Source organism: Paraburkholderia sp. RCC_158, assembly GCF_041355255.1.
Classification (GTDB): Bacteria; Pseudomonadota; Gammaproteobacteria; order Burkholderiales; family Burkholderiaceae; genus Paraburkholderia; species Paraburkholderia graminis.
Genome location: NZ_JBFUPM010000007.1, coordinates 13417 through 31443 on the forward strand (window position 1 = coordinate 13417; position 18027 = coordinate 31443).

An 18027-nucleotide genomic window follows, 5' to 3' on the forward strand; every position below is an offset into this window, starting at 1 on the left:
CCCGCCCCATCCCATGCTCGACATCCAGTTGCTGCGCAAAGACCTCGACGGCGTCGCGAAACGCCTCGCCGACCGCGGCTATAGCCTCGACGTCGCGGCGTTCACCGCGCTCGAAGCGGAACGCCGCGATACCCAGACCCGCACCGAAGAAATGCAGGCGCGCCGCAACAGCCTGTCCAAGCAGATCGGCGCGATGAAAGGGCGGGGCGAGGACACGTCGGCGGTGATGGCGGAAGTCGGCGGCATCGGCGACGAGATGAAGGCGTCGGCGGCAAAGCTGGACGATATTCAGAAGCGGCTGTCGGATCTTCTGCTCGGCGTGCCGAATCTTCCGCATGAGAGCGTGCCCGTTGGCCGCGACGAGGCGGAGAACGTCGAAGTGCGCCGCTGGGGCACGCCGCGTCAGTTCGATTTCGAAGTGAAGGATCACGTGGATGTGGGCGCGCCGCTCGGCCTCGATTTCGAGACCGGCGCGAAGCTCTCGGGCGCGCGCTTCACGATGCTGCGTGGGCAGATAGCGCGGCTGCATCGCGCGCTTGCGCAGTTCATGATCGACACGCATACGCAGCAGCACGGTTATACGGAGATTTACACGCCGTACATCGTGAATCCGGAGATTCTGTACGGCACCGGCCAATTGCCCAAATTCGCGGACGACATGTTCCGCGTCGAGAAGGGCGGCGGCGAAAACACGGTCACGCAATATCTGATTTCGACGTCGGAAATTTCGCTGACGAACACGGTGCGCGACAGCATCGTCGAAGGTAATGCGCTGCCGATCAAGCTGACCGCGCATTCGCCGTGCTTCCGTTCGGAAGCGGGCTCGTATGGGCGCGATACGCGCGGCATGATTCGTCAGCATCAGTTCGACAAGGTGGAGATGGTGCAGATCGTGGCGCCGGAAACGTCTTATGACGCGCTGGAACAGATGGTCGGGCACGCTGAGACGATTCTGCAGAAGCTCGAGCTGCCGTATCGCGTGATCACGTTGTGCACCGGCGACATGGGCTTTTCGGCCACCAAGACTTACGACCTCGAGGTGTGGTTGCCGGCGCAAAATACGTATCGCGAGATCTCGAGCTGCTCGAACACCGAGTCGTTCCAGGCTCGCCGGATGCAGGCGCGTTATCGGAACGCGCAGGGCAAGCCGGAACTCGTGCATACGTTGAACGGCTCGGGGCTCGCGGTCGGCCGCACGCTCGTGGCGGTGCTGGAGAATTTCCAGAACGCCGACGGCTCGGTGACGGTGCCGGCTGCACTGCGGCCGTACCTGGGCGGCGTGGAGCGGCTGGAAGTGCCGGCCGCTTGAGTCGTGTTGTACGATTCGCGTACGTCCCTCTGAAATTTTTTCGGCGAGGGACTTGGAAATCCAGATTCACTGTTCTATAATCTTTCTCTCCCAAGCAGCGACCCGCTTGGATCTGACAAAACCGCGCCAGCGTCATACGGCAGCGGCTAGTTGGAAAACCCGGAAAGGTGGCAGAGTGGTCGAATGCGCCGGACTCGAAATCCGGTGTACCTTTAGGGGTACCGTGAGTTCGAATCTCACCCTTTCCGCCAGATTTAGAAAACAGGCCCTTCGGGGCCTGTTTTCGTTTGTATTGCCCAAGTGCTAAGTCTCTTGATTGAGTTGCATCTCATGGCCGAGAAAAAACGTATTACAGAGCTGTATGGCGTTCAGTTGGCGCCGCGAGTGATGGTGCGTCCGAAGGCTTCGGTGAGCGTGGCCACAGAAAGAGAGAAGTCGGACGTACTGCGTTCCGCACGCCTGGTAATCTCCGAGCACCGTGAGGTCTTGATAGCGCTAAAGGATCGGTGAGTGCTCCATGTTGACTACGAAATCTTCGCTTCGTATCTAAGCACAGTGTGGAGCCTGTCCCATCCTTCTTCTGAGTACATCGAACGATAGCGCGGCGATCACGTCCGCGCGCTACGCAACAAGCGAGCGAAGAGTTTCTCGGCAATCTTCGAGTGCTCACCAAGCGTTGCCCGTTTAATCCCCCACGCTCGCGATACAAACGCCCGCTACCCCCCATTCCCCCGACCCCTCCGCGATCCTCTGTACAATTGGCCGTTCGATTGAATATCGACCTACCTTCGAACCCATCGACCGAATTCATGGCCATTACCTACAAGACTCCCGAAGACATCGCCAGGCTGCGTATTTCAGGCCGCCTCGCGGCCGACGTGCTGGCCATGATCGGCGAGCACGTGAAGGCCGGTGTCTCCACCGACGAGCTGGACGCACTGTGCAACGACTACATCGTCAATACGCAAAAGTCGATTCCGGCGAACGTCGGCTATCTGGGTTTTCCGAAGACGGTATGCACGTCCGTGAATCAGGTGGTCTGCCATGGCATTCCGAGCCGCAACGAAGTGCTCAAGGACGGCGACATCATCAACATCGACGTCGCGATCATCAAGGACGGCTATTTCGGCGACACGAGCCGCATGTATTGCGTCGGCGAGCCGAGCACGGTCGCGCGTCAACTGATCGACACGACGTATGAAGCGATGCTCGCGGGCATCCGCGAAGTGAAGCCGGGCGCGACGCTCGGCGACATCGGCCATGCGATTCAGAAGGTCGCGCAGCGCGACGGCTTTTCGATCGTGCGCGACTATTGCGGCCACGGCATCGGCAACGTCTATCACGAGGACCCGCAGGTTCTGCATTACGGTCAGCCGGGGCAGGGCGTGCGTCTGAAGCCCGGCATGGTCTTCACCATCGAGCCGATGATCAACGCAGGCCGCGCCGGCACCACCGTCTTGCGCGATGGCTGGACCGTGGTCACGAAAGACCGCTCGCTGTCGGCGCAATGGGAACACATGATCGCCGTCACCGACGACGGCTACGAACTCCTCACACCCTGGCCGGACGGCACCGGCAGCTACGAGGCGCCTTAGCCCGAAACGCTTCCATCGCGAGTGGGCCGAGCTCAGAGACACCGGGCGCGGCAAATGCTGAGAACTCGATGCGCGCTTTGCCAGAACCGGCTCACGCGATAAGATCCCCCGGCAAAGAATGATTTGACTCGCGCGCCGGTTCGGTTAAAGCTACGCCTTAAGGCTTCAAGGGGTTTTCGTCTGCATGAGTCCGTCATTGACCGTTCGCCGTATCGCCGCTGATCAGGGCGCTGTTTTTCGCGAACTCCGTACTGCGTCGCTGCGAGAGGCGCCTTATGCCTTCGGCGCGACGCTAGAGGACGCCTTGTCCGCGGACGCCGCCAGCTTTGACGTCATCGCCGCGAAGCACGCGGTTTCTCTTACCGTCAGCACTTTTATTCTCTATACCGAGGGTCATCCGGCGGGACTCATCGAGGCGCATTTCGAAGAGACTCCCGAGCGCCGCGCATTCGTTTGCGAGTTGTGGGTGGCGCCGGCGGTTCGTCATCTGCGTGGCGGAGAGTTGCTGGTCGACACCGCTAGCGGCTGGCTCGCCAACGAAGGCGCCGCCGAAATTTACGCATGGGTCGCCGACTCGAATCGCACCGCCATGCGCTTTTACGAAGCGCTCGGTTTCGGACCGACCGGCGAACATCGGCGCGTCACGCGCGCGCCGGAACAGGTCGAAAGTCTGCTGGTTCGCCACGTGCCGTCCACGTCCACCGCAGTTGACTCGTGATCCGCCGAGCGGCGCAGCAGTTTGCCGCCCGTGCCGGATCTCTTGCGCGCTTCTGTTGTGCGTTTCCGTTGCGCGGTTCTGTTGCTTCCCTGCTCGCATCCGCAGCCGTATCCCCACAGATGTCCTGCCTCGCCCGTTCTTGCGCGGCGCGGCGTGATCGTTCCTGTCCGCACAACACGCACAACACGCGCATATCGCCGCGCGCGCGGGCAAAAAATCTCGCCGCACGCGTGGACGCCTGTAAAATACGCAAAATTTTTTGCCGAACGCTATGTCGCCCAAGAAATCGCCCTTTTTCGAACTTCGCAGCGGTTCCGTCGACACGCTCCTCTTTGTGGTCAAGACAACCGACCTCGATGCCATGCGTGCCGAGCTGACCCGGCGCTTCGAGGCGACCCCCGAATTTTTCGCTAACGACGTCGTCGCGATCGACGTGCGCCGTCTCGCGGAGAACGAGCGCGTGCCGCTCGCCGAGATTGCGCAACTGCTCGACAGCGTGCGCATGCGTCCGGTCGGTGTGGTCGCTGACACGCAGCAGTCGTGGGCGACGGAATCGGCGTTGCCGCTCCTCGAAGCGCGCGACCGCCGCGGCGCGGCCGCGAAGCCCGCTGACGAAGAATCGGCGAGCACGTCCACAGCGGATTCGGGCGAAGCCGCGAACGGCGCAGCAAGCACGGTAAACGCAGCAAGCGCAGCAAGCACGGCAGCCACGAACGCAGCATCGGGCGCGACGGCAAGCGCATCGCTCGAACCTGCGCCCGCCGCCGAGCCGGTGCGTCTTGCCACGTCTTCGCAAACGATGGTGGTCGAAAAGCCGCTGCGTTCCGGCCAGCGCATCTACGCAAAGGGCGATCTCGTCGTGCTCGGGCTGGTCAGCTACGGCGCGGAAGTCATCGCGGAAGGCAATATCCATATCTATGCGCCGTTGCGCGGCCGCGCGCTCGCCGGCGTGCAGGGCAACCACGACGCGCGCATTTTCTGTACGTGTCTCGAACCGGAACTGATCTCGATCGCGGGCATCTATCGAACGACCGAGAACCCGCTGCCGGCCGATGTACTCGGCAAACCGGTGCAGATCTGGCTCGAAGAAGAAAAGTTGATGATCGAACCATTGCGGCTCACTTGAACGCGGAAAGCACGCTGTGAATCGCGCCGTCCTGGAGCTTTGCGGCGCGCGGCGTTCTGCTCGAAATATGGCCGCACATAATTGACGAATTTGACGAACACAAGGTAAGGGTAATGGCAAAAATCATTGTGGTGACATCGGGCAAGGGTGGCGTGGGCAAGACGACCACGAGCGCGAGTTTTGCATCGGCCCTCGCGTTGCGGGGCAGCAAGACCGCCGTGATCGACTTCGACGTCGGCCTGCGCAATCTCGATCTCATCATGGGCTGCGAGCGCCGCGTCGTGTACGACCTGATCAACGTGATTCAGGGCGAAGCGAATCTGAACCAGGCGCTGATCAAGGACAAGAAGTGCGAGAACCTGTTCATCCTGCCGGCTTCGCAGACGCGTGACAAAGACGCGCTGACCATGGAAGGCGTCGAGAAGGTCATCAACGATCTGATCGCGATGGACTTCGAGTTCATCGTGTGCGACTCGCCGGCCGGTATCGAATCGGGCGCGCTGCTCGCGATGCATTTCGCCGACGAAGCGCTGATCGTGACGAACCCGGAAGTGTCGTCGGTGCGCGACTCGGACCGCATCCTCGGCATTCTGTCGTCGAAGACCAAGCGGGCAATTGAAGGCAAGGAGCCGATCAAGGAGCATCTCCTCATCACGCGCTACAACCCGAAGCGTGTGAGCGAAGGCGAGATGCTGTCGTTGACGGACATCCAGGAAATCTTGCGTATTGACCTGATCGGCGTGATTCCGGAATCGGAAGCGGTGCTGCACGCGTCGAACCAGGGCCTGCCGGCCGTGCACCTCGACGGCACCGACGTGGCGGAAGCCTACAAAGACGTCGTATCGCGTTTTCTCGGCGAGCAGAAATCGCTTCGCTTTACCGATTACCAGAAGCCCGGGCTGCTGCAGCGCCTCTTCGGCACCAAGTAAGGGGAGCGCACGTTATGTCGATTCTTTCGTTTTTGCTGGGCGAGAAGAAGAAATCCGCGTCGGTAGCGAAGGAACGCCTGCAGTTGATCATCGCGCACGAGCGCGCCGGCGGTCATGCTCCCGCCGATTATCTGCCTGCGTTGCAACGCGAACTGGTGGCCGTGATTTCGAAGTACGTGAGGATCTCGGATGACGACATCCGCGTGAGCCTCGAGCGTCAGGACGACCTCGAGGTGCTCGAGGTCAAGATCGAGATCCCGCAGACCTGACGGGTTTGCAGGAACTGGCGCGCGGCTCGCGCGCCTGCTGATCCTTCTGATTGACCTGACGCAGCCGATCAGTTGTACGTGAAGTTGACCGTTGCGGTTGTCGTCACCGAGCCGGCCGTCAAGGTACCGAGCCGGTAGAACTGCGCGACGAACGGAACGGTCATCGTGTTCGTGTTGTCGACCGTGCCGAGCGAACTCGTACTGTTGAGCGTGACGGGCGTACCCGTCGTCGCGCCCACGCTGGCCGCCTTCAGAATCTGCACGCCCACCTGCGTGGCAGTACCGGTGTTCTGCAACACGCTCGCAGCCGTATCTATCGTTCCCGCCACCGACATCGTCACCGCCGTGCCCGGCGAGCAATTCAGCAGGTTCAGACTGAATGCGGTCGGGTTGCCGGTGCTTCCGATCGCCGGAAAATTCATGATCGGCGCGCTGCCCAGACTGATGGTCTGATTGGCCGTCGAGCTATCCACGGTGCAGGACGGCTGCGTGATCAGACCGGTGAACTTCAGGTTCGCGTCCGCCGCGAGGGCGGACCCGGCGGACCCCGCGCCCATCGCGGCGATCACGGCGGAAGCGGCCAGGAGCATCAAAATCTTTCGCATGGTCGGGTTGTTCAATTTGAGGGTGGAAGGGGCCGCTGCGTCGTTTGGCAAATGCGGCCCTGCGGGGCGTCGAGTCGCTGCAAAACGTGCAATGAGCCGGACCGTTGCATAGGTCCGGTTCGTTGCGTCGGCGTTGCCGCGCCTGTCTGCCTGCGGAATCACTGATATTGCATGGTCACGGTCATTGACGTATTGGCCGGACCAGGCGTAACCGTGGCGCTCGTCTGGTAGTAACGTGCGGCCAGCGGAATCGTATAGCTGCCGCCCGTGCTCGAGCTATAGCCGCTGAACGTCTGCAGACTGCTGAGCGGGAACGCGGCCGAGCCGGCGCTGTTGAGCAGTTGCACGCCGACGCCTGTGGCCGACGAAGTGCTGTCGAGCGCCACCACCGACTGCGAACTGTTCAGCACGGTCGTCGTCGGATCGATCCGGTATTTGATCGAATTCATGCCGGCGGGGCAGTTGTTCAGACTGATGCTGAAGTTGGCGGTAGTGGTCGTTCGGCCGATCGCAGTGAAGCCTGTCGTGGGAAACGTGCCGAGCGGTATGGAGACGTCCGGGGTGGTGCACGAGGCGTTCACCACGTTAAGCGTCGGGAATACGGCCGTGTCAGACTGAGAGTACATAACCGACACATTAGTCGGAGGCGTCGTCACGTAGGACCACGTACCCGGTGTCAGTTGCCCGACCGATTGCCCGGCGAGCGTTCCCCCGCTGATCGGGCCGGTCTTGACGAAGGCGGCGTATATCAGGCCTCGCACCGATGTACTGCCGTTGTAGCCATAGCCGTTATTTACGCTTGGGTTGATGGGCCCGTCGTTGGTTACAACGGATCCTCCCTGCATGTCCTGCCAACCGACCGCAATGCCAATGCCCGGATAGTTGGTGGCGTACACCGGAAATGTGTAACCAGAGTACGACACGGAATAACCGGTGTTCGACGACATCAGCAACGACGCCGTAATAAAGGTAGCGGCCTGGATCTTCGTCGAACTGCACGAGAAGGTTTGCCACGGCGTGGACACCCACGGCGAGATGACGGCGCCGACCACGGCATCCCTGGGTGCGGTCAGAGTGGACGGGAATGGCAGGGTGATAGTCTGCCCGCCTCCTGAACAACTATCGGCGTGGGCCAGCGGCGTTACTGCGCCGCATAGAAGTCCCATCAGACACGACATCGTCAGATGCAAGCGTCTGGATCGGGAAAGGAATCTCTTAAAAGCGTTCATACAATACCTTGTCTATGGTCGCTCAATGGCAAGCCGCGTCGGTCGCGATGACACTGTCATCGCTCCGAGCGGGCTTTCGCCAGGCCGTCGATTGTTCGCGTTCGTTCAATTGCAGCTCGCGTCCGAGAACACCGTTGCCGCCGGCTTGTCTTTCTGCGCGACGGGCAGTCCGTAGCTGATCTTGCACGACTGCCCAACGCCCTGGCCCCACTTGACGAGCAACTCGCCTGTCACTGCCTTGGTGTAGAACATCGCGCGGCTACCCTGCGTAACGGTGCCGACGTTGCTGCCCTTGTCGTCAAGCACGTCGGCGCCGAACGGCACCGGATCGCCATTCGGGCGGCTCAGGCGCAGCAACGTCGCCTGGCCGCGATTCTCGGTGTCGAACTTCACGCGCACGACGGCACCCGCTGTCGGCGCGAAGTGCTGTTCGGTGCTCTTCAGATCGACGCCCATCGGCAGGCCCTTGGTGTCGATCTCGACCGTGTTCAGCGAGTACGGCTGCATGCCGGCCACGACAGCGAGTCCGTTGTCATCGACACGTACGCCTGGCGCGGTCGCGACGCGTGCGCCCACGGCGTCCTTCGCTTCGATGACCGCGAGTGTGTCGCCCGTCTGCGGCGAGAGCACCACGCCGCCCGGATAGGCGACGATCGTGCCGGAGAGTCCTGCGCCGGCCTGGGTGTAGCCGCCTGAATAGCCGGCGTTGCCGCGCACCTGCGTGTACCGGCTCAGATAGCCCGCATTCGCGTTGATGCTGCCGCCGTTGCCGCTCGCCGAGTCGTAGCCCGTCGAGACGCCGTAATTGAACTCGTTGTCGACGCCGGCTGCGCCCGTGAACGCTTCCTGAATCTGATTGCTGTTGTCGCGCGAGTCGTGGGCGAAGCTCGTCGTCGTGTTGGCGACTTTCGAACCGATGTCGAGCGGAATGTTGAGGTTCAGCATCACGCGGTTGTTCCAGCGCGTGGTGTTGATGTCGAGTTCCCGCGACGCCGACACGCCCACGCCCACCCGCCCGACGTTCGTGTTGTAGCCAACCTGGAACGACGTATCGCGATTCGGCTTGTTCCAGTAGTTCTGCGTGAAGCCGGAAGCGTAGATGGAGCCCCAGGACTTCAGGTTCTGGTTCAGCGTGAGCTGAAGCCGTCCTTTCTGGATGCCGCCGTTCGTATTGGGGATGCCGCGCAGCGCCAGGTCGCGCAGATTCATCGCGTCCTGCACGCTCAGGAAGCCGCTGGTCGAGTAGCGATAAGCGGCGAGCGTGACGCTCGTGTCCGTAGGCGCGATGACGCGCGAATACGAAATCCGCAAACTTTGTCCGTTGCGGCCCGGAATGTTCCTGAAGTTCGAGTTGGCCTGCGTCAGGTCGGCCGCGAACGCGCCGATCGGCGTATCCAGTGCCGCACCAATCGCGCCGGAGACGTAATTCTCCGCGACGATCGTCCCGCCATACAACGTGACGAAATTGTTCAGGCCATGCTGCACACCGGCCTCGAACACAACCGGATGGTTCCGCAGACTCGTGTTGCGGTACTGTCCGAGCGCCGTGCTATAGCGCCAGCGACCCTCGCGCAGCGCGTTCACCGGCGCCGCATACGGAACTGCCGACGCATGCTGGCTGCCATCGGCTTCCGTCACGACGACCTGGAGGTCGCCGCCATAGCCAGTGGGATAAAGATCGTTGATCTCGAACGGCCCCGGCGCGACCGTGGTCGTGTAGATGATGTTGCCGTTCTGCTTGACCTCGACCTTCGCATTGCTGTTCGCGATGCCGCGCACAGTCGGCGCATAGCCGCGCTGCGACTCGGGATACATGCGGTCGTCGGTGGTGAGCTGGACGCCGCGCACACCGAAGCTGTCGAAGATCGTACCGTCGGTGTACGAATCGCCGATCGTCAACTGGCTCTTGATGGGTTCGAACGAGCGTTGCAGGTACGTCTGCATGCTTTGCAGATGCGTGCCCGACATGTTACCGCTCGTGACGTTGCCGTTATAGCGGAAGCGCCACGCGCCGACGTTCACGCCCGCGTTGATGCCGAGATAGCCCTGCGTGGTCGACAGGCCGCTGCCGTTCGTGTGATACAGGTTGGCGTTGTACTGAAGCGTCGCGGCCGGCACGCCGTCGTCCCAGAACTTGGGGTCGACCCAGCCGCGTGCGTTGCGGCTCATCATGGCCTGCGGAATGGTCACGTCGAGGCGCTGCTCGCCCGCGTCGAAACTCGCCGTCGCTTGCGGGATGAGGTCCGGCAGCAGCGCCGCGGCGCCTTGATTCGCTGCGCTGTCGAGCTTCGCGCGTGCAGCGTCGGTGAGACGCGTCAGGTCCACGCCCGCGCGCGTAAGCAGGTCGCGGTCGAACGTCGGCTGGACGTTGCGTTTCTGGCCGTTCAGTTCACGCAGGTTAACATCCGCTACGCCAATCCAGACGCCGTTCACATAGAGCGCCGCCCGGTAGTGTCCCGGCAACGCGACGTTGCCCTGGTCGAACCGCGAAATATCGACGTTGGCCGCGCCGCTGCCGGTCAGGAACTGCGAGTTGAACTCGACGGCCTGGGGCGCGGCGGCGGAAGTGGAAGTGGAAGTAGAAGCGGTGATCTCGCTGGGCGGGAGCCGCGAGGCCCTCGCCGGATGCGCGGTGTTGACGGCTCCGCTATCGGGCGAAGCAGGGCGACGGCCCGCCTGCATGTCCGACGATGCCCCGGCTTGCGCCACGTCGACGGCGCGTGGGGCGGCATCCGCGGAGTCCGGCGCGGGAGTCATCGTGGGGTCGGGCAGCGATTGCGGCGTGCGCCCGGCTTCCGCGGGAAGCAGGGACGCCAGCGACGGAGGGGTCTTTCCGATTGACAGGCCATCGGCATGCGCGCGTGCGGCGGTAAATGCCAGCAGAACGGCCATGCTAGCCCGGCTCAAGGATAACGGCTCGGCCTGAGCGCGCCGGGAACTGGATTTCGAATTGCTATTGTTCATGGTGGTGCCGGAATCGCGGGCAACAGGGCGCCCGGCCGACTGTCAACACATCGGCACGCACCCGCTGACCGCGACAATTGATCCTGTTTGCGCGCCAGGGTCATTTCGACCCGACGCACCCCGTCCGGCTGACGAAAGTTCGGATTCCTTCGCAGCGTCGATCCGTTTCACCCGCGCTCTGGCAGGCCACGGCTTTATTGCAGCGTCGCCTCGTGTTTCATGGGACCGCCGTAGTCGTTGAGCGTCGTGAATGAGACCTTGCCGGCAGCAGGCGTAGCCGACAGCGGCAGTGCAAGCTCGCCCCCAGGATCAACCATGCCGCCTTCGTCGAACTTCGCCGGATTCGGGCCTTCGCCGACGAGGGCCTCGATGATCGTGACGTGAAACGGCGTGGGATTCGAGACCAGCAGGGCCGGCTTGCCGTCATGCGTGCCGAGGCGCCATACGAGCTTGGCCGGTGCGTCGTCGGCCTTGCCTTGCAGGCCGGCCGGACGGAAGAAGAATTTCAGGCGCGAACGGAACGCGAGCTGCACATAGTTCGCTCCAACCTCTGCCGCTGCGGGCTTGGGTGGGACTTCCAGCAAGTTGAACCACAAAAGGGTTTCGCGGTCGCTGGGCATCGCTTCACCGGTATAGGCAATGCGGATGGTCTGCGACTTGTCCGGATCGATGCGAGCAAGCGGCGGCGTCAGCACGAAAGGGAGGTCGAGCTTGCTCGGGTCGACTTTCGGGTCGCCCTTGTCGAGCCACACCTGCGCGAGGGCGGGGGACTTACCGACATTCGAGAGCTTCAGCGTGACTTCGCTGTCCGTCGCGTTATAGACGACACGCGTACCGGCAATGACGACAGAAGCATGCGCCGAGAAGGGCAGCAGTGCGCCCAGTGCGAGCACGCTAGCGGTCATTGCGCTGCCAAGGAGTTTGCGGATATTCATAACGCTCAACCTGAAAAACGGACTTCGGTGAAATGGCGCCGCGAAGATTGCGCGGCGCCGCGCGCCAGGACATCGGCGCTCCCACAGCGAGTCAATGCCTGAAAGGACAGATAAGCAATCGCATACAGGCCTCATCGGCTGTAGCGACACGCGGCGCGGATAACGCCGCATGTGCTTAGTCATACTAAAAAACGACGTAACGCGAAGTTGTCGTTCAGAGCATGTTGATTACTGATAGATCATCGAGTACGTGACATTGGTCGTCACGCTGCCGGCGGTGGCGCCGCCGGCCGGGGATACGTATTGCGCCGCATATTGCAGGTTTGCGCTGCCGCCCGTGATCGTGGCGGTTTGTGCGTTCTGCGCGCCGTCGGCCTTGCTGACGTCGAGGACCTTTTGCGTGCCGTTGTAGTCGACCAGTTGCACTTCCACGTTGGCGGCGGTGCCGTTGTTGCGCAGGTTGCCGTCGGCCAGCGTGTTCGCGCCGTATTCCCAGAACGTGTGGACGGTGCCCGTCGACGGCGTGCAGGCGCTCAGAGCGATGTTAAAACCCGTCGAGCCTGCCGTCGAACCCGCGGCGGACAGCGTCGCGGCAGACAGCGTCGGCAGCGTGACCGCGAAGTTGTTGCCCTGACCATTGCCGCTCACCGTGCAGGTGTTCGCCGTCAACTGGCCGGTGATGGTCAGGACGCCGCCGTTGCTGGCAGGTGCAGCGTGCGCTGCTGAAGCAACGAGACCCATTGCCGCGACGATCAGGGGGAATGCGATTTTTTTCATTGAGATGTACTCCAGGGTGTTGACCGAGGTAGGTTGATGAACGACACATAGCGCACCGAACCGGAACACGCGCCGGCGCCGGCGATTTTTCGGTCTTGGCTGCCGAATCCCGAGGTTGAGTCGCTAAGCTTCCCGTAAGGGCGGACAGATTATTAAGTAATTAGGTAGACTGATTTATCGGACCAGTCCTAAAAGTCAGTGCATAGTTTGCAAACTTGCAAGCGGGCGTCTAAGGGGTCGTGTTTCTGACGAGCGGACGTGACGACGCGACGTCAGCTTGTTAGCTGGCGACAGACTTTGGTTGCTCTAGATCAAGATGGAGATTGCGCGAAGGTGGTAGGGCGCGGCGGTGGCGTCAATCTCGGGATCGCTGAATTCCTGGCGGCAGACGCGTGGTGCGGGGGGGGGGGCGATCGGGTCGTCGGTCTTTGCGTGGCGTGACAGGATTTTCTGGCAGCGCGCATGTCGACGCGCGTCGCGAATGAAGCGACGCGCGAACGCCGCTTACCGACGATTCGTGGTCGAGCCGTCTTTAGTCGGTGTGTTTGCCGGGCGCCTCACCGGCCGCATTAATCGACGCATCAGCCGACACATCGGCCGAAGCATCCCCCGACGCCTCACCAGAAGCCTCAGCTCCGCTCGCCGCCGCCGCCTCCGGCGCATCTACTTCCGGCACTTCCGGCACCGGAGCGGGTGCCGGACGCGGCAGCGGCGCCAGATAGCGCTCCGAAAGCGCCTCGTAAAGCGCTGGGGCGAACATGCGCGACACGCGGCTCGCGATCAGCGCGGTGGCCATCAGCGAAATCACGAGCGCGTGACCGTTGATCATCTCCATCACGATGACAAACGACGTGATCGGCGATTGCGTGACGGCCGCGAGATAGCCGACCATCGCGAGCGCGATCAGCATCGGCAGTTGCATCGAGCCGAACACCATGTGCAGCAGATTGCCGAAGCCCGCGCCGATCGACAGCGACGGCGCGAAGATGCCGCCCGGAATGCCGGGCAGGTACGAGCCGACCATCGAGATCATCTTGAGAAACGGATAGAACACGGAGAGCTGTTCGTGTCCGTCGAGCAGGCCGCGCGCTTCCGCGTAGCCGCTGCCGAACGTGGTGCCGCCCGACACGATGCCGACCACCGCTATCACCAGGCCGCACAACGCCGCAAACACGACGGGCCGCTCGCCGTGCAGCCGGCGCAGCGGCGCGGGAATCCAGCGCGCGGTGTTCAGCAGCAGCCAGCCGAACACGCCGCCCGCAATGCCGGTGACGATGGCCGTCAGCAGCACCGCGAGCGCGAGCAGATTCGGAAAGTGCGCGCCGATCTGAATCGTGCCGAAGTACGTGTAGTTGCCGTTCAGGCCGAGCGCGATCACGCCGGCGATGATGATCGCCGTAATCAGCACGCCGCTCGCGCGCGCTTCGAAACTGCGCGTCAGTTCCTCGATGGCGAACACGATGCCCGCAAGCGGCGTGTTGAAAGCCGCCGACAAACCCGCTGCCGCGCCGGCCAGCACGAGTTGCCGCTCGATCAGCGCATTCGAGCGCGGATAAAGCCTGCGCAGATTGAACATGAGCGCCGCGCCCACTTGCACCGTCGGACCTTCGCGGCCGATCGTGAAGCCGCCGAGAATCGCCAGAAACGACACGGCGATCTTGCCGAGCAGGATGCGAAACGACAGCAGCCGCGCGCCATATTCGCCGGGCTTCGCATGAAGCGTGGCGATCACCTGCGGGATGCCGCTACCCTCGGCGCCGCGGAAAAACTTGCGCGTCAGCCACACGGCGAGCGCGGCCACGGCGGGCGTGATGATGAGCGGCGCCCACACATGCTCGCGCTGCACCGCGCGGAATTCGTCATAACCCCAGTCGATCAGCCGCGCGTAAAGCACCGCGACGAGTCCGACCGCGATCGCGCCGAGCCAGAAAATGCCGTATTGACGCCAAAGGCGCTTGCCTCGACGCAGAATCCCGGAAGAAAGAAAAGGTTGCGCTCGTGGCATGAGTATCTGGGAAGCAAAGGGGAAAGTATAAAGCCCGCGGATGGCTCTAAAACGTATGAAAGCCTGCTGAAATAGAGTGAAAAGGCATGTTGTAAGGCGAGCGCTGCAGGACGCCGTTGTTAATCCGCTGGACGGCCTTTCCCCGGTTCAGCAAAGACTATTCCATTCGCGGCCAACGCAGACTCTCGCCGCACAGCAGGGCTCGGCGGCGGCTTGAGCGCGGTTGGCTTTGGCCGCGCAATCGTTTGCTCAAAAGAAAAGGGCGTCACGCGCAGAGTGCCTATGCGAACCGGCCCTGTCACGTGACGCCCTGAAACGCCCGCGTCGGGGAACGTCGGGCGAAGAGGATGCGGATTACACGCCGTGTTGCCGCATTACACGGTTGTTAAATCTGTCGCTTTTCGTTGGCCGTCACGCCGGTTGCGCGTGGGGCTCGCGCCGGTTCGTGCCGGTTTGTGCCACCAATGCGCCCACATGGGCCGGTTGCCAGCCGTGTGGCGGCGGGCTCGCTCTCATCTTTGCCACGCCGCGGCGCAACGCCTGCAAGGCGGCGTCGGCGCTTGGCACATGCAAGTCAGTATAGGCGGTGTTTTCGTCGGTTGTTTCGAGAATGTCGGCGCTTGGTGGAAAGCGCTTCGCAAAGCCCGCCGGCGTCGGCGAACCTGTAACACCGGCGTGATCTTCCCTTACAACTGGCAACGTTCAGGCAGGCGCGCGTCGTGTTCAATCGAGTCATTCGGGGCTTGAGCTCGAATAATCTGATTCGACGGAGAACGACATGAAACGCTTGATCCTCACCCTGATCGCCGGCACCGTGCTCGCAAGCATGCTGGGCGGCTGCATCGTCGCTCCTGCGCCGGGCTATTACTACGGCGGTGGTGGTGGCGGTGGCGGCTATTACCATCATCACGGCTATTACTACCGCTAAGACGGCTGAGCCGACTCAACGGGCGGCCCGTCGCGAAGCACCCTCAGGCAAGAGCGCGGCGGACCGTCAGGCGATCAGCATTTCGAACGCGAGCACGGCCGTAATGGCAGCCGCGTTCGCCGCCAGCGCCTCGACGACAATGCCTTTCCAGCTGGCCGGCTTGAAGCGCAGCGCGAGCAGCAACGAACACAGAAGCGCGAGCGCGATGATCATCACGACATCCGCATTGTGAAGATGGAAATTCATGCGGGCCTCCCTGCTTGCGATGGGGTTATTTGAATTCGAGTATAGGCAAGTCAAAAAGACGCGCAAGACAGAGGATTCACCCAGCGAAGCAAAGCAAAGCGCCGCGAGGCAGCCGCCTGAGCGATCAGCCGCTCAAGCGCGCCGCTTCGCGGACCGCTCGCGTCACATCATCCGGGAGTCGCGCGTTTCGCGCATGCACAGCACGCCGATCATGCTGACGGCCGCGGCAATCGACACATACGCGCCGACCCACGGCAAGCCGCCGCGCGCGGCCAGCATTTGCGCGATATACGGCGCCACCGACGCGCCCAGAATCCCGCCGAGGTTATACGACACGCCCGCGCCGGTATAACGCACGTTGGTCGGGAAAAGCTCGGGCAGGAGCGCGCCCATCGGCGCGAAGGTCACGCCCATCAGGAACAGTTCGATCACGAGGAACAGCAGCACGAGCGACGTTTGCCCGCTGCCGAGAAGCGGCGCCATCGTAAAGCCCGACAACACAGCCGCGACGATGCCGACGATCAGCACCGGCTTGCGGCCATAGCGGTCGCTTGCCCATGCCGACAGCGGCGTGGCGAGCGCCATGAACACGACGGCGACGCACAGCAGCCCGAGGAACGTCTGCCGCGGAATGTGCAGCACCGACACGCCATACGACAGCGAGAACGTCGTCGCGTTGTAGAACAGCGTGTAGCAGACCACCATCGCGAGCGCGCCGAGCAAGGTGGGCAGCCAATGCCGCGACAGCAGCGTGGCGATCGGCACCTTCACGCGCTCCTGCCGCTCGATGGCGGCCTGGAAGGCCGGCGTCTCGGCGATCTTCAGTCGCACGTAAAGGCCGAGCGCCACCAGCACTGCGCTGACGAGGAACGGCACGCGCCAGCCCCAGCTACGGAACTGCTCGTCGGTGAGCGACATCGCGAGCGCGAAGAAGAGGCCGTTCGACGCGAGAAAGCCGATCGACGGCCCGAGTTGCGGGAACATGCCGAACCAGCCGCGCTTGCCGGCCGGCGCGTTTTCGGTGGCGAGCAGCGCCGCGCCGCCCCATTCTCCGCCGAGGCCGATGCCCTGGCCGAAGCGCAAGATGCACAGCAGGATCGGCGCAAGGCTGCCGATCGAGTCGTAGCCCGGCACGAAGCCGATCAGCGTGGTCGACACGCCCATCACGAGCAGCGAGGCGACGAGCGTCGACTTGCGGCCGATGCGGTCGCCGAAATGCCCGAACAGGAACGAGCCGATTGGCCGCGCGACGAAGGCAATGCCGAACGTGACGAAGGCGGACAACGCCTGCGCCGTCGCCGAGCCGTGCGGGAAAAACACCGGGCCGATGACGAGCGCCGCGGCGGTCGCATAGACGTAGAAATCGTAGAACTCGATCGCGGTGCCGATGAAGCTCGCGAAGATGATCCGCGCGCTGTTGGTCTGCCCGGCCGCATTGGGCTTGGCCGCGGAAATCGGCGATGTGGACATGCAGGGTCTCCATGTTTCTTGATGCCGGTTGCCTGCGCCTGGCTGTGGCGCGGTCGACCGCCGTCAGTCGCGGACAGCGGCAAGATCAGTCGGCATCTTTGTTGAGGTGGTGGCGCGCTCGTGTCGATGATAGAGGCTCGCGCCGCGCCGCGTGCAACACACGCCACAGCACGCCACGACATCAAGCACAAAGCGCTTGCACGGCGCGCGCGGATGGCGCGGCGCCGCCAGGATCGGCTGCTAGCACGCCCGCGGATGAGCAGGCGGCCTGAGCCGTGCCGGAGTGCTCCGGCGCGGGAATCGGAAAATTATAGCGAGCGCGGCGCTTGCGCAGCAAGGCGGCTGGCCGATCGGCCAGGCCGCGTTCAGTCGATGGTCAGCGCCTGCGGCGAGGCGAGCTCGCGCAACTGGAACTTGCCGTCGTCGTTGAAAAGCCAGTCTTCGAACAGTTCGAGCTGGCCGCGGCCGTTCAGCAGCTTGCCCGGCGGCAAGGGCAGCGGCGACGCGCGCCGCAAGCTGGCGAGCGCGGTGCCTTCGGCTTCGTCGTCGCCATTCGTGCGATACACCGACGAGTCCACCACATGTCCATTGCGGTCGACCGTGAACGACACCACGACGAGCGAGCGCAGCATCGCCTGAGGCTTGCCGCGCAGCACATACGAAGGATTGCGCTCGACGATGCGCCGCGCGACGGCCTCGCGGTATTGATCGAGCGTCGCGCTGTTGACCGCGGCGGGCGGCGTCGGGACGACCGCGCGGGGCGGCGGCGTGATCGTGCAGCCGGCGGCGGCGAGCGCGAGCAACGCCGCGAGCGCCGTGCCGCGCCGCGTCGGCCATGATGACGAACCGCGGCAAGCGCCGCATTCAGTCAGAAGATGAAGGAAGCGCGTGCGGGTAAGCATGATGAACCACGAAAGAGAGC

At 63.0% G+C, this 18027-nt stretch carries 17 protein-coding genes and 1 tRNA gene; 9 read left to right on the forward strand and 9 right to left on the reverse strand.

Translation table 11 applies throughout. The features are described 5' to 3' along the window. Window positions 1–13: 13 nt before the first annotated feature. The 8 genes from serS to minE all read left to right on the forward strand — a co-directional run bounded on the left by serS (window position 14) and on the right by minE (window position 5946). Entirely contained in the window at window positions 14–1309 is a 1296-nt protein-coding gene (gene serS, locus AB6809_RS15540) for a serine--tRNA ligase (RefSeq protein WP_029971890.1), read from the forward strand. A 161-nt stretch (window positions 1310–1470) separates the two neighbouring features. Next, window positions 1471–1560 (forward strand) — tRNA-Ser (locus AB6809_RS15545). A 79-nt stretch (window positions 1561–1639) separates the two neighbouring features. Further along, window positions 1640–1819, forward strand: a complete 180-nt coding sequence (locus AB6809_RS15550) for a hypothetical protein (protein WP_029971891.1) — start codon at window positions 1640–1642, stop codon at window positions 1817–1819. A gap of 299 nt (window positions 1820–2118) precedes the next feature. Continuing rightward, a complete protein-coding gene (gene map, locus AB6809_RS15555) occupies window positions 2119–2904 on the forward strand; it encodes a type I methionyl aminopeptidase (RefSeq protein ID WP_371026863.1) in 786 nt (261 codons plus the stop codon). A 184-nt stretch (window positions 2905–3088) separates the two neighbouring features. Then, entirely contained in the window at window positions 3089–3622 is a 534-nt protein-coding gene (locus tag AB6809_RS15560) for a GNAT family N-acetyltransferase (RefSeq protein ID WP_029971893.1), read from the forward strand. A 271-nt stretch (window positions 3623–3893) separates the two neighbouring features. Beyond that, window positions 3894–4748: a septum site-determining protein MinC gene (gene minC / locus AB6809_RS15565; RefSeq protein WP_006048491.1), complete on the forward strand. Its 855-nt coding sequence runs from the start codon at window positions 3894–3896 to the stop codon at window positions 4746–4748. A gap of 113 nt (window positions 4749–4861) precedes the next feature. Beyond that, window positions 4862–5677 carry a septum site-determining protein MinD gene (minD, locus tag AB6809_RS15570; RefSeq protein ID WP_006048490.1) on the forward strand — a complete coding sequence of 272 codons (816 nt, stop codon included), beginning with the start codon at window positions 4862–4864 and terminating at the stop codon, window positions 5675–5677. 14 nt (window positions 5678–5691) lie between these two features. Further along, a complete protein-coding gene (gene minE / locus AB6809_RS15575) occupies window positions 5692–5946 on the forward strand; it encodes a cell division topological specificity factor MinE (RefSeq protein ID WP_006048489.1) in 255 nt (84 codons plus the stop codon). Window positions 5947–6014: 68 nt separating this feature from the next. On the opposite strand, the gene AB6809_RS15580 is transcribed toward minE, so the two are convergent. The 6 genes from AB6809_RS15580 to AB6809_RS15605 all read right to left on the reverse strand — a co-directional run bounded on the left by AB6809_RS15580 (window position 6015) and on the right by AB6809_RS15605 (window position 14461). Continuing rightward, window positions 6015–6551, reverse strand: coding sequence for a fimbrial protein (locus AB6809_RS15580; protein WP_310034691.1), 537 nt, complete (start codon window positions 6549–6551; stop codon window positions 6015–6017). A gap of 158 nt (window positions 6552–6709) precedes the next feature. Further along, a complete protein-coding gene (locus AB6809_RS15585) occupies window positions 6710–7741 on the reverse strand; it encodes a fimbrial protein (RefSeq protein ID WP_207909681.1) in 1032 nt (343 codons plus the stop codon). 144 nt (window positions 7742–7885) lie between these two features. Beyond that, window positions 7886–10672, reverse strand: coding sequence for a fimbria/pilus outer membrane usher protein (locus AB6809_RS15590; RefSeq protein ID WP_310034688.1), 2787 nt, complete (start codon window positions 10670–10672; stop codon window positions 7886–7888). A 266-nt stretch (window positions 10673–10938) separates the two neighbouring features. Next, window positions 10939–11679: a fimbria/pilus periplasmic chaperone gene (locus AB6809_RS15595; protein ID WP_029971897.1), complete on the reverse strand. Its 741-nt coding sequence runs from the start codon at window positions 11677–11679 to the stop codon at window positions 10939–10941. Window positions 11680–11907: 228 nt separating this feature from the next. After that, window positions 11908–12456, reverse strand: coding sequence for a fimbrial protein (locus AB6809_RS15600; RefSeq protein WP_029971898.1), 549 nt, complete (start codon window positions 12454–12456; stop codon window positions 11908–11910). A gap of 532 nt (window positions 12457–12988) precedes the next feature. After that, entirely contained in the window at window positions 12989–14461 is a 1473-nt protein-coding gene (locus tag AB6809_RS15605; protein WP_029971899.1) for a chloride channel protein, read from the reverse strand. Window positions 14462–15239: 778 nt separating this feature from the next. Here AB6809_RS15605 and AB6809_RS15610 point away from each other — a divergent pair. Then, complete coding sequence (locus AB6809_RS15610; protein WP_165919805.1) at window positions 15240–15389, forward strand: hypothetical protein; 150 nt, start codon at window positions 15240–15242, stop codon at window positions 15387–15389. Between the two features lie 66 nt (window positions 15390–15455). Here the strand turns inward: AB6809_RS15610 and AB6809_RS15615 are convergent, their stop codons facing one another. The 3 genes from AB6809_RS15615 to AB6809_RS15625 form a co-directional block, all read right to left on the reverse strand. After that, window positions 15456–15635 (reverse strand): hypothetical protein, encoded by a 180-nt coding sequence (locus AB6809_RS15615; protein WP_006048481.1) that lies wholly within the window; start codon window positions 15633–15635, stop codon window positions 15456–15458. A gap of 162 nt (window positions 15636–15797) precedes the next feature. Next, window positions 15798–17105 (reverse strand): MFS transporter, encoded by a 1308-nt coding sequence (locus AB6809_RS15620; protein WP_029971900.1) that lies wholly within the window; start codon window positions 17103–17105, stop codon window positions 15798–15800. Between the two features lie 365 nt (window positions 17106–17470). Further along, a complete protein-coding gene (locus AB6809_RS15625; RefSeq protein WP_006048479.1) occupies window positions 17471–18007 on the reverse strand; it encodes an energy transducer TonB in 537 nt (178 codons plus the stop codon). Between the last annotated feature and the right edge of the window lie 20 nt (window positions 18008–18027).

Bases quoted from the DNA above. Each gene is read 5' to 3' on its own strand.
- minC (WP_006048491.1), top strand. From the start codon at position 3,894: ATGTCGCCCAAGAAATCGCCCTTTTTCGAACTTCGCAGCGGTTCCGTC.
- AB6809_RS15605 (WP_029971899.1), bottom strand. From the start codon at position 14,461: ATGCCACGAGCGCAACCTTTTCTTTCTTCCGGGATTCTGCGTCGAGGC.
- AB6809_RS15620 (WP_029971900.1), bottom strand. From the start codon at position 17,105: ATGTCCACATCGCCGATTTCCGCGGCCAAGCCCAATGCGGCCGGGCAG.
- minE (WP_006048489.1), top strand. From the start codon at position 5,692: ATGTCGATTCTTTCGTTTTTGCTGGGCGAGAAGAAGAAATCCGCGTCG.
- AB6809_RS15615 (WP_006048481.1), bottom strand. From the start codon at position 15,635: ATGAATTTCCATCTTCACAATGCGGATGTCGTGATGATCATCGCGCTC.
- minD (WP_006048490.1), top strand. From the start codon at position 4,862: ATGGCAAAAATCATTGTGGTGACATCGGGCAAGGGTGGCGTGGGCAAG.
- AB6809_RS15560 (WP_029971893.1), top strand. From the start codon at position 3,089: ATGAGTCCGTCATTGACCGTTCGCCGTATCGCCGCTGATCAGGGCGCT.
- AB6809_RS15580 (WP_310034691.1), bottom strand. From the start codon at position 6,551: ATGCGAAAGATTTTGATGCTCCTGGCCGCTTCCGCCGTGATCGCCGCG.
- AB6809_RS15625 (WP_006048479.1), bottom strand. From the start codon at position 18,007: ATGCTTACCCGCACGCGCTTCCTTCATCTTCTGACTGAATGCGGCGCT.
- serS (WP_029971890.1), top strand. From the start codon at position 14: ATGCTCGACATCCAGTTGCTGCGCAAAGACCTCGACGGCGTCGCGAAA.
- AB6809_RS15610 (WP_165919805.1), top strand. From the start codon at position 15,240: ATGAAACGCTTGATCCTCACCCTGATCGCCGGCACCGTGCTCGCAAGC.
- AB6809_RS15600 (WP_029971898.1), bottom strand. From the start codon at position 12,456: ATGAAAAAAATCGCATTCCCCCTGATCGTCGCGGCAATGGGTCTCGTT.
- AB6809_RS15595 (WP_029971897.1), bottom strand. From the start codon at position 11,679: ATGAATATCCGCAAACTCCTTGGCAGCGCAATGACCGCTAGCGTGCTC.
- AB6809_RS15550 (WP_029971891.1), top strand. From the start codon at position 1,640: ATGGCCGAGAAAAAACGTATTACAGAGCTGTATGGCGTTCAGTTGGCG.
- AB6809_RS15590 (WP_310034688.1), bottom strand. From the start codon at position 10,672: ATGGCCGTTCTGCTGGCATTTACCGCCGCACGCGCGCATGCCGATGGC.
- map (WP_371026863.1), top strand. From the start codon at position 2,119: ATGGCCATTACCTACAAGACTCCCGAAGACATCGCCAGGCTGCGTATT.